Source organism: Acinetobacter sp. 1566109, from assembly GCF_000582255.1.
Classification (GTDB): Bacteria; Pseudomonadota; Gammaproteobacteria; order Pseudomonadales; family Moraxellaceae; genus Acinetobacter; species Acinetobacter nosocomialis.
The window spans coordinates 13,754-26,618 of record NZ_JEYB01000032.1 but is presented as its reverse complement, the minus strand read 5'-3'; the positions used below and the strand labels follow the sequence as shown (position 1 = coordinate 26,618).

14 protein-coding genes are annotated in these 12,865 nt (G+C 39.4%); 10 read left to right on the top strand and 4 right to left on the bottom strand.

Features of this window, described 5'->3' with window-relative positions:
- Positions 1–78 precede the first annotated feature (78 nt).
- The 3 genes from rph to J582_RS17490 all read right to left on the bottom strand — a co-directional run bounded on the left by rph (position 79) and on the right by J582_RS17490 (position 3,152).
- Positions 79–795, bottom strand: a complete 717-nt coding sequence (gene rph, locus J582_RS17500; RefSeq protein ID WP_001217232.1) for a ribonuclease PH — start codon at positions 793–795, stop codon at positions 79–81.
- Between the two features lie 158 nt (positions 796–953).
- On the bottom strand, positions 954–2,096 hold the full coding sequence (locus J582_RS17495) for a fatty acid desaturase family protein (protein WP_081405549.1): 1,143 nt from the start codon (positions 2,094–2,096) through the stop codon (positions 954–956).
- Between the two features lie 30 nt (positions 2,097–2,126).
- Positions 2,127–3,152, bottom strand: coding sequence for a ferredoxin reductase (locus J582_RS17490; protein ID WP_032048300.1), 1,026 nt, complete (start codon positions 3,150–3,152; stop codon positions 2,127–2,129).
- Between the two features lie 172 nt (positions 3,153–3,324).
- On the opposite strand from J582_RS17490, the gene J582_RS17485 reads away from it, so the two are divergent.
- Positions 3,325–3,963, top strand: a complete 639-nt coding sequence (locus J582_RS17485) for a TetR family transcriptional regulator (RefSeq protein WP_022574311.1) — start codon at positions 3,325–3,327, stop codon at positions 3,961–3,963.
- Positions 3,964–4,100: 137 nt separating this feature from the next.
- Positions 4,101–4,748, top strand: coding sequence for a TetR/AcrR family transcriptional regulator (locus J582_RS17480; protein ID WP_002050537.1), 648 nt, complete (start codon positions 4,101–4,103; stop codon positions 4,746–4,748).
- A gap of 78 nt (positions 4,749–4,826) precedes the next feature.
- On the opposite strand, the gene J582_RS17475 is transcribed toward J582_RS17480, so the two are convergent.
- Entirely contained in the window at positions 4,827–5,444 is a 618-nt protein-coding gene (locus tag J582_RS17475; protein ID WP_002050528.1) for a thiol:disulfide interchange protein DsbA/DsbL, read from the bottom strand.
- A gap of 179 nt (positions 5,445–5,623) precedes the next feature.
- On the opposite strand from J582_RS17475, the gene ubiG reads away from it, so the two are divergent.
- The 8 genes from ubiG to J582_RS17435 all read left to right on the top strand — a co-directional run bounded on the left by ubiG (position 5,624) and on the right by J582_RS17435 (position 12,861).
- Positions 5,624–6,337, top strand: a complete 714-nt coding sequence (ubiG, locus tag J582_RS17470) for a bifunctional 2-polyprenyl-6-hydroxyphenol methylase/3-demethylubiquinol 3-O-methyltransferase UbiG (RefSeq protein WP_002050579.1) — start codon at positions 5,624–5,626, stop codon at positions 6,335–6,337.
- Positions 6,334–7,035: an HAD family hydrolase gene (locus J582_RS17465; protein ID WP_016803557.1), complete on the top strand. Its 702-nt coding sequence runs from the start codon at positions 6,334–6,336 to the stop codon at positions 7,033–7,035. Before ubiG ends, J582_RS17465 begins: the two co-directional genes overlap by 4 nt.
- A gap of 65 nt (positions 7,036–7,100) precedes the next feature.
- Positions 7,101–7,847, top strand: coding sequence for a YciK family oxidoreductase (locus J582_RS17460; RefSeq protein ID WP_004706106.1), 747 nt, complete (start codon positions 7,101–7,103; stop codon positions 7,845–7,847).
- Between the two features lie 216 nt (positions 7,848–8,063).
- Positions 8,064–8,474: an RcnB family protein gene (locus tag J582_RS17455; protein ID WP_004884020.1), complete on the top strand. Its 411-nt coding sequence runs from the start codon at positions 8,064–8,066 to the stop codon at positions 8,472–8,474.
- A 224-nt stretch (positions 8,475–8,698) separates the two neighbouring features.
- Positions 8,699–9,028, top strand: a complete 330-nt coding sequence (locus J582_RS17450) for an RcnB family protein (RefSeq protein ID WP_002050532.1) — start codon at positions 8,699–8,701, stop codon at positions 9,026–9,028.
- A gap of 120 nt (positions 9,029–9,148) precedes the next feature.
- Positions 9,149–10,504 carry an amino-acid N-acetyltransferase gene (gene argA, locus J582_RS17445; RefSeq protein WP_002050496.1) on the top strand — a complete coding sequence of 452 codons (1,356 nt, stop codon included), beginning with the start codon at positions 9,149–9,151 and terminating at the stop codon, positions 10,502–10,504.
- A gap of 333 nt (positions 10,505–10,837) precedes the next feature.
- Positions 10,838–11,806 (top strand): sulfonate ABC transporter substrate-binding protein, encoded by a 969-nt coding sequence (locus J582_RS17440; protein WP_004884023.1) that lies wholly within the window; start codon positions 10,838–10,840, stop codon positions 11,804–11,806.
- 71 nt (positions 11,807–11,877) lie between these two features.
- Complete coding sequence (locus J582_RS17435) at positions 11,878–12,861, top strand: sulfonate ABC transporter substrate-binding protein (RefSeq protein ID WP_004884025.1); 984 nt, start codon at positions 11,878–11,880, stop codon at positions 12,859–12,861.
- The last annotated feature ends 4 nt before the right edge of the window (positions 12,862–12,865 follow it).

Here is a 12,865-nt window from a genome sequence, read left to right as displayed (position 1 = left end):
CAAGTGATGTTTTTATGTCGATTTGATGAAGGGATAAAAAAAACGCATCCGAAGATGCGTTTTTTAGATAACTTAAAATTACCAGCCTAAAGCTTCTTGTTGCTTTTTAATCAGCTCGGCAATTCCTTTTTCAGCCATTTCTAACATGGCATTGCTTTGAGCACGGGTAAACGGTTTGTCTTCCGCTGTACCTTGAATTTCAATAAACTCGCCAGCTTGTGTCATTACTACGTTTAAGTCAGTTTGACAGTTCGAATCTTCTTCATAGCAAAGATCAAGCAATACTTCGTCTTGATACATGCCTACAGAAATTGCAGCAACTAAGCCTTTAAGTGGATCTTGCTTAATTTTTTTCTGTGCAAGTAAAACATTCATCGCATCAACCAATGCTACAGCAGCACCAGTGATTGAAGCAGTACGTGTACCGCCATCTGCCTGAATGACATCACAGTCGATGGTAATGGTATTTTCACCCAGCTTTTTCAAATCAACCATCGCACGTAAGCTACGACCGATGAGACGTTGGATCTCTTGAGTACGACCAGTTTGTTTACCACGAGCAGCCTCACGGTCACAACGTGAGTGTGTTGAACGCGGTAACATGCCATATTCTGCTGTTACCCAGCCTTGACCTTGGCCTTTTAAAAATCGTGGCACTGAGTTATCAATGCTTGCAGTACAAAGGACTTTGGTGTGACCAAATTCGACCAGCACAGAACCTTCAGCATAACGGGTGTAGTTTCGTGTAATTTTCACTTCACGTAATTGGTCTAATGCACGTTGGTCAATACGCATAATCCTTCCTAAATTCTCTTAAATACAAACTTGGGCATAGTATAGCAAAGGATTTTGACAGGTTGAGTTTATTCCCTACTTTCAAATGTAAGTCTGCACTTTTCATGACTTAAAAATAAAAATAGCCCCTTTTTAGGAGCTATTTACTGGTCTATCGATTAGGCAAATTTGAATTTTGCTTTTAATTTTTCTAATGTCTGCATCACTTTTGCAGTTGTATGGTTTGGTAATGAGCATTTTGCTAAACGCACCCATACACTCCAGAACTGGCGCATAAAGTTCGCTTCGTTGTAGTTAATGCCATATTCTGCACAAAGTGCCTTAATTTTCGGTGCTACTTCTTTATAGCGATTAGCTGGCATATCTGGAAATAAATGGTGTTCAATTTGATGGCTTAAGTTACCACTCATAAAATGCAGCCATTCTGTACCACTAAAATTACTTGATCCACGAATCTGGCGTAAATACCACTCTGCCTTGGTTTCAGTGTCGGTATTATCCGGCTCAAACGTTTCTGCATCTTCAGTAAAGTGACCATTAAAAATCACAGCTGATGACCATAAGTTACGAATAATATTGGCAACTACATTTCCCGCAAAAACCGGTAAAAACATAGGGCCAGAGATCACAGGGAAAAATATATAGTCTTTTAAAACTTGGCGTGTGGCTTTTTTACGGACTTTAGGAGAATCTTTCCAAACCTGTTTCCAGCTCTTGGTTTTATAAACTAATGCATCTTCAAGATGTAAGTTTTGTACACCTACATACCATTCAAAGAAAAACATTAACTGTAGACCGAGTGGAATATTAAACAGGTGACGAGGTTCCCACTTTTGTTGATCACTTACTCGTAAAATTCCATATCCGACATCGTGGTCTTTACCGACAATATTGGTGTAAGTGTGGTGTACATAGTTGTGTGTTTCACGCCAGTCATCACCAGAGGCAATGGTATCCCAATCATAGGTATTACCATTCAGACTTGGCTCATTTAACCAGTCAAACTGACCGTGCATCACGTTATGACCAAGTTCCATGTTTTCTACGATTTTAGAAATACCCAGTAAACCTGTACCCAATAACCAGACAGGTGGAATCCAGCCACCAAACATCAACATGCCACGTGATGCGATTTCGGTATAGCGGACAAAGTTACGGACTTTGTAGATATATTTTGCATCTTGCTCACCAAGACTTTTCATAACATCTTGTCGAATCTGTTCAACACGGCGGCCAAACTCTTCAGTTTGTTCCGGTGTTAAGTGAGCAGATTTAGAAACAGTAGAAAATTCTAATGCCATATTCATAGGGTTAATCCTCTGTAATTCTTTTTATAGATCAATCGTGACTGGGCTTAATGCCTGGCTCACGCATAGTTTAATTGGACGATTTGGTTGGTCTTCAATTTCGCCTGTTAACAGGTTTTGAGTGACCCCGCTCACTTTGGTACAACTGCATTTATTACAAACCCCCATACGGCAGCCATGTTGCGGACGTAGTCCCGCCTGCTCTGCACTGCTCAGTAAATTTGTTTCAGCTAAAAATTCGTGTTGAGCACGGCGGAAAATAACAGGCTGTGCTGCATGTGTACCAGTCACTTGAAGTGGTTGGAAATATTCTTGGTGAAGCTGAGACTGGGCTCCTTTTTGCACATAAATTTCATTCGCCTGCTGCATCATGCCGTGGTGCCCACATATATAGGTCGCAGTCTGCGCAAAATCTGGAACAAGCTTTTGTAGTAGGCTTTCAGTTAAATGCTGCTTTTGCTCGGTAGTATTAAAAAAATGATACTGAAGCTGTGGGTACTGCTCTGCCAAAGCTTTTAATGCAGCATGAAAAATTTCCGCACGATTAAAATAAATGACATGAATTTGTTCAAGCTGCTGTTTTAAAGCTTGCTGCAAGAGTGAATAAATTGCAGTAATACCACTTCCTGATGCAATTAAAATTGCAGGCTGCTGACCTTCATGCAAAGTAAAATCACCTTGTGGCTGTGAAATCTCAACACACTCACCCACATGTAACAGTTGAGCTGCACGAGACACCAAGCCTTGTACTTTAATACCTAAAGTGATTTCACCTTGAGTGGTTACTTCAATAATCGAATAGCTACGTTGTTGATAAACGCCATCGATAAGCAACGTCAATAGAATACTTTGTCCCGCACAAACCTGATCGAAATTAAAATTACGATTTGGTTTAAGTCTAATGAGCACCATATCGGTATGAAGCGGCTGAACAGCGGTAACTTCTGCAAGTACCCTTTTCCAAGCCCAAGTCGCGTTAATTTTCTGCAAAACAAAATCAACGAAATCTTCTCGAACCCAATGTGGTTGATAGTTAAGTGTTGCGTTCATACGTTCCTCTTTTGTTTCTGGCTATTTATTTGAGTGAACACATGTTCGTATAGTGAACATATGTACACTATATTTATAAGTGTTCACTCAGTCAACACTTGTTCACTATTTTTTTTATGAAAGTTTGCTCTTTTTTGTTAGACTTTGCTCACGGTTTAAATAGGTTTTTTTAATGTCGATACGAGATGAACGAAAACAGCAAAGTCGTCAGGCACTTCTCGATGCAGCCTTGCATCTAAGCACGTCTGGGCGTTCGTTCAGTAGTATTAGTTTGCGTGAAGTTGCACGTGAAGTAGGTTTAGTGCCAACTGCGTTCTATCGTCATTTTCAAGACATGGATGAACTTGGGAAAGAATTGGTTGACCAAGTTGCCCTACATTTAAAAAGCGTTTTACATCAACTTGGACAAAGTTATTTACAACATAAATCTGCTAAAACCCAAACCAGTATTGAATTATTTGTACAAGCAGTGAACCATAGTCCAAAGCAATGGCAATTTATGATTGCTGAACGTTGGGGAGGTTCCGAAACCGTTCGTGCAGCCATTGCTAGAGAAATTGAATTTTTGATTGAAGATCTAACAACAGATCTGACTAAACTCGAAAATTTTAAACATATTCAAAACCCTCAAGACTTAAATGTCTTATCTACCATTTTGACCAATATGTCATTTACATGGGCAATGACGTGGCTCAACCTCGCCAAACAATATCAAGGTGAGCAGCTCAAACAACAACAAATTGCCTTTATTGAAAATGCGTCTACACAAGTTCGCTTACTGTTTAGAGGCATTGCCAACTGGGAACGGTAAAACTGGCAAATGACAAAAAACAGGTTATGTGTTAATACGTAAAGAGTGAAAGAAAAAGGCTAAAATTTCGAGAAAAGTCTTTTTTCTTTTTACAGGAAGTAAACTATTCGTTAGGCCAAACTGGTGTGGGAATACCTATGAATCTTGATCGTCATACACAATTTTTGATGCGCAAAGAAAAAATTCTAAGCGTTGCAGAAAAATTGTTACTAGAAAACAATCAGGAAATTACTCTAGATGAATTAGTGGCCGAGCTAGATATCGCAAAAGGTACGCTTTATAAACACTTTAGAAGTAAAAATGAACTTCTGCTTGAACTCATTATTCAAAATGAAAAACAAATTTTAGAAATTTCTCAAAAATATAATACTGATTTCAAAGAGTATGCTCCGCGTTACATGCTCCATCATTTGCTCACACCGGGAAAAACGATTTTATTGCATCAGCTTGAAGAAAATCTGACGATGACAGAGTCTAAGTTGAAGCACCTTTTTGAAGAGCTTTATGAAATTCGCCAGCAACGCATTTTAGCAATTAAAGATATTACAGAAAGTTATTTAAAATCATTAAATTATGACATGTCGATTCGTGACTATTTATCTTATATCTGGTCACTAACTTACGGCGCATCACTACTTTTAAATTCGACTTATTATCAGCGTTCGATTGGTTCTCGCCAAAAATTGATTAATTTATATATTAACCAAGCCTTATCACTACCCACCCAAACCACCAATTTTGATGCGTTAAATTTTCAGATTGAAGACGAGAACTCTCAAAATTAATTGAATGATTTCGTGATTATGAAATAAATTTTATAAAAAAGGGCTTCTGATGAAGCCCTTTTACTAACGCACTCAAAATTATTTTGCTTTACGTTCTTTCTCAATTAAGTAATTAAGTACTTGAGTAACTTTACCATCTTCACCCTGTACAACATACTTACCATTTACCACTACAGCAGGAACGCCTGTTAATTGGTACTGTTGAGCAAGTTTATTTGACTCGGCAACTTTTGCAGTTACTGCAAATGAGTTGTAAGTGCTATTAAATTTTTGTTCAGGCACACCGTAACGAGTAAAGAATTTAGCCGCAGAAGCCTGGTCAAAAATCTGCTGACCATTCACCTGAATTGCATGGAATAATGGTAAATGCGTGCGCTTACGTACGCCTAATGCCTCAGATGTATAGTAAGTACGTGCCCCTTGTTCCCATACTTTGTTCATAGCAGCTGGCGTACGTACGAAACGTACATCGCTTGGAATCTGTTTTAACCACTCTTGCATATGCGGTTCAAGTTTAAAACAGTGCGGACAACCATACCAAAAGAACTCACGAACTTCGATTTTCCCCGGTACTTCCACTTTGCCTGGATTGGCAATTACGGTGTAGTCTTTACCAGCAACGAAATCTGCTGCCATTGCACTACCCGATATGGCCATAATTGCTGCACTCAAACCACCCAAAACCAATTTTTTCATTGTTACAGCTTTTCCTCTAAGTTGTTATGCATTAGCTTATGCCCTAAATATAAAACAAATATGCTAAATTCGTTTTGCTTCTGTGAAGTTTTTTATTGGGTTTATCGCTTTTTTCCCAATAATCGCTACACTAACAGCGAACTACATCAAAAAGATAACCCAAGTTTAGAGGTAGCACCATGTCGCAATTGAATGTTGATTTACAAGAAATCGCAAAATTTGAAGCTCTTGCTGCCAAATGGTGGGATCAACATTCTGAATTTCGCCCACTCCATCAAATTAACCCATTACGTTTAAATTGGATTGATGAACGTGCCGGTGGTCTTGCTGGTAAAAAGGTGCTTGATGTTGGCTGTGGTGGCGGTATTTTAGCTGAAAGCATGGCGCGCCGCGGTGCAGACGTACTCGGCATCGATATGGGAGAAGCGCCTTTAGCAGTAGGTCGTTTACATGCTCAACAAGAAAATGTTCAAAATATTGAATATCGCCAAATTCCAGTTGAAGAGTTGGCTCAAGAACAAGCAGGTCAATATGATGTGGTCACTTGCATGGAAATGATGGAACACGTTCCAGACCCTGCATCTATTGTTAAAGCATGTCAGGCTTTGGTTAAGCCAGGTGGCCATGTGTTCTTCTCGACCATTAACCGTAACCCAAAATCATATTTATTTGCCATTATTGGTGCTGAATACGTGTTGCGTATGCTTCCAAAAGGTACGCATGATTATCACAAGTTTATTCGCCCGTCAGAAATGGCACATGACATTCGTAATGCAGGTTTAACTTTAAAAGAAATGACAGGTTTGCACTACAACCCGATTACGAAGCGTTATTGGTTAGCACCAAATGTTGATGTTAACTATATGGTTCATACCGTAAAGACAGGTGCATGATGAAAGCTGTTTTATTTGATTTAGACGGCACTCTCATCGATACGGCTGCTGACTTTATTCGTATTATTCAACAAATGTGCCGTGATGCAAGACGTCCTGTTGTAGAAGCAGACCTTATTCGCACTCAGGTGTCTGAAGGTGCACGCGCCATGGTCAAATTGGTCTATCCAGAGCTGGATGTAACCAATCCAATCTTCTTGGCACATCGACAAAATTTTTTAGATATGTATGGCAATAATATTGTCGTCGATACAGATCTATTTGAAGGGATGTATCCGCTTTTAGCAGAGCTGGAAGCCCAGCAAATACCGTGGGGTATTGTCACCAATAAACCACGTGGTTTAAGTGAATCTCTTCTAGAAAAGCTAAACCTGACTGAACGCTGTGCAGTTTTAGTGTGTCCGGAAGATGTTTCTAAAACTAAACCAGACCCAGAACCGATGTATTTGGCTGCAAAGCAGTTAAATATTCCAGCAGATGAAATTATTTATGTGGGCGATCACCCACGTGATATTGATGCTGGTCGCAATGCCAATATGTATACCATCTTGGCAGCATACGGCTATTTACCTATCGAACATCGCGATGATTTAGCCGCGTGGCAAGCCGATTCGATTGTAAATACGGTGACAGAATTACACGAGATGTTACGTCAAAAGCTTCCTGCTCTACAGGAAAATCAGCGTATGATAAGTTAACACAAGAGTTTTACAGGCTTTTTTAACGGTTATTTATATCAGTATAAAAAGAAGGAGGTTTACCAATGAAATATTCAGAATATCAACCTCGTCCAGATCTACTCAAAGATCGAATTATTTTAATCACCGGTGCAGGTGATGGAATCGGGCGAGCTGCGGCCCTCAGTTATGCTTTACACGGTGCAACTGTGGTTTTGCATGGTAGAACCTTAAATAAACTTGAAGTAATTTATGATGAAATTGAAGGTTTAGGCGCCCCTCAACCTGCAATTTTACCGCTCCAGCTTTCGAGTGCTTCTGATCGTGATTATGACTTTTTAGTCAATACGTTAGAAAAGCAATTTGGACGTCTAGATGGTATTTTGCATAATGCCGGTATTTTAGGTGATCGAGTAGAACTTGCCCATTACCCAGCAGAAGTGTGGGATGATGTGATGGCAGTCAATTTACGTGCACCTTTTGCGCTTACTCAAGCCTTACTCCCACTTTTACAAAAATCAGATAACGCTTCTGTTGTGTTTACCAGCTCTGGCGTAGGTCGCGAAGCACGTGCACTTTGGGGTGCTTATTCAGTATCTAAAGTCGCGATTGAAGCTGTGAGCAAAATTTTTGCAGCTGAGCATACTTATCCAAATATTCGCTTTAACTGCATTAACCCAGGTGCAACACGTACTGCTATGCGTGCTAAAGCTTATCCTGAAGAAGATCCAAAAACATTACCAACACCAGAGTCAATCATGCCAGCTTATCTCTATTTAATGGGTGAAGATAGCCTGACGCTCAATGGTCAAAGTATTGATGCACAGGACTAAATAACTATAGATGAAAAGCTAAAATAAATTACGGCCGATCATCACATCTGGCTTGGCTATACCTGAAAAGATATATACAAGCCTTTTTTATTATTGATAAAACACTGGATTTATCCGTAATTTTAATTGAAGCATTAAATGATCTTCACAGTTTCTCTGCATTTTGCGCGTACAGTATTCAACATGAGAGACATCAGATGTAAACGAGGATGCATCATGAAAAAGTTGTTCACCATCTTAGCCCTTAGCATAACTGTACTGACCACCAGTATGGCAAGCTTTGCTGATCCTCCATTTGACCGAGGACATGGCCAGAAAGGACCTAAAGGTGGGCCTCGTGGTGAATGGAATGATCGTGGGCATAAACATGACCGTGACGATCATGAAGATCGTTTTCGCGATGAGCGTCGTATGCGCGAAGAACGCGGTTTTGAGCGTCTAAAACAACATCGCTGGCAGCCAGGCTATGTTATGCCACAGCATTATCGCGGTAATGGCTATAAGGTCGACTATAGAGACAATAACTTACCTAAACCAGACCGTAATCAACAATGGTACAAAATCAATAATGACTATATTTTAGTCGACACAGATTCTAATAGCATTGTTAGCATTCGTGGTTTATAAAACTGATAGCTCCTCACTCATCAGTTAGTAAAAAAGGATAAAGCCCATTGGTTTTATCCTTTTTTTATTTTTATATCAATAAGATATTAAAAATTTATATATTCTAAATTTCTTCTTATTTCCTAGATATTTTTCACATTTATTGTTCTTAGTCTTCACGATTTATCTGTAATTCTTCACTAATCTTCAATTATCGAAATTTAATTTATCATTCGAGGTTCATTATGAAAAAACTAACAACAGCAATTGTTCTTTCAATGAGTGGTTTAATCGCATCAACAGCGATGGCTGCACCAAATGATCATGACCATCATGATAACTACCGAAACCATGACGTCAGACCAGTCAAAGTAATTCATAAAGATGATCGTGCCAATATCTGGCGAGAAGGCCAAGTCGTACCACATGAATATCAGCACCCACGTTATGTCATCGACTATCGCACGCATGATAAATTGACTAAGCCTGGACGTTTTCAAAAATGGTATAAAGTGAACGGTAACTACGTACTCGTAAATGAGCAAAGTCATAAAATTATTAAAGTGATTCGTTAATTTAATAAATCAACAAACACCCAAATGTAATTTGGGTGTTTTTCTATCTAATACATGCGACTTTAAGCTTTTTTGTTTAGAATCATCTTTATATCTTTTTGCTGTTGATTCGAGATCGGTATGCCAACTAAGTCTTTAGAGAAATCACATAATAACACCCAACATTATGTACATTGGTTCCGACATTCAGCACCTTATATTAATGCCCATCGCGATAAAACTTTTGTTTTAATGTTTGGCGGTGAAGCAGTCCGCGATCCTAATTTTGAACACATTATCCATGATATTGCTTTATTGCATTCACTTGGTATTCGCTTAATTTTAGTCCATGGCGCACGTCCACAGATTAATCAAAACCTTAAAGATAAAGGTATCGAAACACCTTTTTATGACAATAGCCGTATTACCACACGCGAATCATTAAGCTGTGTCATGAGTGCTGTTGGGTCTATTCGTTTAGAAATCGAAGCATTGTTATCTATGGGCTTAGCTAACTCTCCAATGTACGGTGCTCGCATAGACGTCGTATCAGGAAACTTCGTAACAGCTAAACCTTATGGTATTCGTGATGGTATGGATTTTCAGCTTACAGGAGAGGTTCGTTCCATAGACACCGACGCGATTGAACGCCATCTTGATAACGATAATATTGTTTTACTTGGTCCAACTGGTTATTCAACCACAGGTGAAGTATTTAATTTAAGAGCTGAAGAAGTTGCAACGAAAACTGCAACCTATTTAAAAGCAGATAAATTAATATTTTTAGGTGAGCAACAAGGTTTGCTCAATGAAGAAGGACAATTATTGCGTGAATTAAGTCCGCATCAACTTGACTACTATATTCAACAATACCAAACCACCAGTCCAACTCTAACTCTACATTTAGAAGAAGCAAAAAAAGCTTCTCTGTCGGGTGTACATCGTGTTCATTTAATTTCATATGCCTATGATGGCGCACTTATTGAAGAACTGTTCACACGTGATGGTGTAGGTACTATGATTACCGATGCACATTATGAAGAAGTTCGTATGGCGCATATTCAAGATGTTGGCGGCTTAATGAACTTATTACGCCCGTTAGAAGAAGAAGGTATTTTGGTTTATCGTTCACGTGAACGTTTAGAGCAAGAAATTAGCCAGTTTGCGGTTATTGAACGAGACGGTATGATTTTGGCCTGTGCTGCCCTTTATCCGATTCCGACGGAGTTTAACGAAACTCGTTCAGCGGAAATTGCTTGTGTAGCAGTACACCCAAGTTATCGTAAATCGAACCGTGGTAGCCAAATTTTGCAATTCCTTGAAGAAAAGGCAAAACAACAAGGCATTCGTCAATTATTTGTTTTAACAACCCGAACTGCACACTGGTTTTTAGAACATGGTTTTCACCAAGTCACCGTTGATGAGTTACCAAATGCCCGTCAAGCACTTTATAACTATCAAAGAAATTCTTTAGTCTTTAAAAAACTGCTTCCTTAGTCTTTGCATTTTTTAAGATATTCTTATTTCAGATAAGCTTAGTCCAAAAAGTACAACCATAAATACGATTAATGTATGGTTGTACTTTTTTTAAATCATTAAATTTTATTCTTTTAATATTTTTCTTTTTATTTACAAAGCCTTAAACACAATTTTCTAAATATTATTTTATTTAATAAATCTTTTTTTTGCATAAGTTTATCGCCGAAAGTTTTTAGCTTTTTTTTGCATAAATAAAGACCGAATACTTATTTTTTATGGAATAAAAATCCCTTTAGGGTATCTGCTCATCCAATTATTTTTCTTTTTCTCTTTCGGGGAGCACAAAACCACATGGCACTTTTTAATTCCACTTCATGGGCAAAATATTCAGTCATTGCTGCCAGCCTTGCGGGAGTGATGATGCTAGGTGGTTGTGCCAAAAAAGAGGAACACACCACCACAACTCTAAATATTGGATACCAGAAATATGGCATCCTTCCTATTCTAAAAGCACGTGGTGACTTGGAAAAAGCACTAAAAGACCAAGGTGTACAAGTGAAATGGGTTGAGTTTCCTGCGGGACCTCAATTACTTGAAGGTCTAAATGTCGGAAGCGTTTCATTGGGTGAAGCAGGCGAAGCACCTCCTATTTTTGCTCAAGCGGCCAATCCCAATTTAGTCTATATTGCAAACCAACCGGCTGCACCAAAAGCAGAAGCATTATTGGTACAAAAGGACTCTCCTATTCACTCTATTCAGGATTTAAAAGGCAAACGTGTCGCACTGAATAAAGGTTCGAATGTTCACTATCTTTTATTAAAAGTTTTAGAAGCAAATCACTTGAACTTAAGTGATATTCAACCTGTTTATTTACCTCCATCAGATGCACGTGCTGCCTTTGAAAAAGGCGCTGTCGATGCGTGGGTGATTTGGGACCCGTTCTTTGCAGCAGCTGAACATCAAATTCAAGCTCGTGTTTTAGCGACTGGTGAAAATTTGGTGAGCAATCATCAGTTTTACTTGGCTGATCGTAAATTTGCAGAAAGTAATCCGAAAGTACTCAACACTGTTGTGCAAACGTTAAATCAGACAACTGAATGGGTCAGCACACACCAAGATGAGGCTGCCAAATTACTCGAAAAACCTACGGCACTTGAGTTTGATGTACTCAAAACGTCCATTTCGCGAATGGGTTTTGGAGTTCAGCCAATATCTGACAAGGTCGCCCAAGAACAACAATATGTAGCTGATGCCTTCTACGCGCAAAAGCTCATTCCCAACAAGCTCACCATACAAGAAGCCATTTTAAAACTGAAATAAACCTGGCTTTGGCACAGCTTAAATAACGATATAAATGCTGTGCCTTGCCTTAAGGGAACAAGGGTATCAATATGCAAGATCAGTCATTATTTAAGAAGAGTCAGTGGACTCATTTAGTTAAGCGCTTTAGCGCGCTCGCTGTATTTGGTTTAACAATCGCAGCGCCTGCTTGGGCAATTGACCCAACTGTAAAAGAACTGCGTATCGGTTTCCAAAAAAGCTCGATTAACTTCGCGATTGCCAAGCAACAAAAACTATTTGAACAAGAATTTCCGAATGCCAAAATCACTTGGAATGAATTTCCCGCTGGCCCTCAAATTTTAGAAGCTTTGGCTGTTGGCTCACTCGATGTTGGCGTTACTGGAGACACGCCACCAGTCTATGCTCAAGCCGCTGGCAAGCCTTTATATTATATTGCTTATGAAGCAGCTAAACCTTTAGCGTCGGCAATTTTAGTTCCAAAAAACTCACAGCTTACTCAACTTAAAGACCTGAAAGGCAAACGTATTGCGCTACAAAAAGGTTCTAGCTCACATTACCTACTTGTACAGGCTGTGCGGAAAGCGGGCTTAAAATGGAGCGACATTACGCCAATTTGGCTCACACCTGCCGATGCTCGCGCTGCATTCCAAAAAGGTGCCGTTGATGCATGGGCAATTTGGGATCCTTACTACGCTTCAGCACAATTAGAAGACCAAGCTCGTGTTCTTGCATCTGGTAAAGGCCTAAGCCCGAACTACACCTTTTACTTAGCCGCTCCAAATTTTGTTAAGCAATATCCAAAAGCTGTTCCAGGACTCATCAAGCAGATCAATCAAGCTGACAAATGGGTTCAAAGCCATCAAGCAGAAACAGCAAGTGCGATTGGCCAAAGTACAGGCTTAAAACCTGCAACCAGTGACTTATTCATTAAACGTCGTCCACGTCCATCAGCAGCAGCTCCTCTTAACAGCAAAGTTATTGCTGAACAGCAGCAGCTTGCAGACATCTTTACTCAACAAGGCATCATTCCAAAACCAATCAGCATTAAACAAGCTGTTTGGGGTGCCAAGTAATTTC

Coding starts and splice junctions, on each gene's coding strand:
- rph (WP_001217232.1), bottom strand. CDS start 795: ATGCGTATTGACCAACGTGCATTAGACCAATTACGTGAAGTGAAAATT.
- J582_RS17495 (WP_081405549.1), bottom strand. CDS start 2,096: ATGGCATTAGAATTTTCTACTGTTTCTAAATCTGCTCACTTAACACCG.
- J582_RS17490 (WP_032048300.1), bottom strand. CDS start 3,152: ATGAACGCAACACTTAACTATCAACCACATTGGGTTCGAGAAGATTTC.
- J582_RS17485 (WP_022574311.1), top strand. CDS start 3,325: ATGTCGATACGAGATGAACGAAAACAGCAAAGTCGTCAGGCACTTCTC.
- J582_RS17480 (WP_002050537.1), top strand. CDS start 4,101: ATGAATCTTGATCGTCATACACAATTTTTGATGCGCAAAGAAAAAATT.
- J582_RS17475 (WP_002050528.1), bottom strand. CDS start 5,444: ATGAAAAAATTGGTTTTGGGTGGTTTGAGTGCAGCAATTATGGCCATA.
- ubiG (WP_002050579.1), top strand. CDS start 5,624: ATGTCGCAATTGAATGTTGATTTACAAGAAATCGCAAAATTTGAAGCT.
- J582_RS17465 (WP_016803557.1), top strand. CDS start 6,334: ATGATGAAAGCTGTTTTATTTGATTTAGACGGCACTCTCATCGATACG.
- J582_RS17460 (WP_004706106.1), top strand. CDS start 7,101: ATGAAATATTCAGAATATCAACCTCGTCCAGATCTACTCAAAGATCGA.
- J582_RS17455 (WP_004884020.1), top strand. CDS start 8,064: ATGAAAAAGTTGTTCACCATCTTAGCCCTTAGCATAACTGTACTGACC.
- J582_RS17450 (WP_002050532.1), top strand. CDS start 8,699: ATGAAAAAACTAACAACAGCAATTGTTCTTTCAATGAGTGGTTTAATC.
- argA (WP_002050496.1), top strand. CDS start 9,149: ATGCCAACTAAGTCTTTAGAGAAATCACATAATAACACCCAACATTAT.
- J582_RS17440 (WP_004884023.1), top strand. CDS start 10,838: ATGGCACTTTTTAATTCCACTTCATGGGCAAAATATTCAGTCATTGCT.
- J582_RS17435 (WP_004884025.1), top strand. CDS start 11,878: ATGCAAGATCAGTCATTATTTAAGAAGAGTCAGTGGACTCATTTAGTT.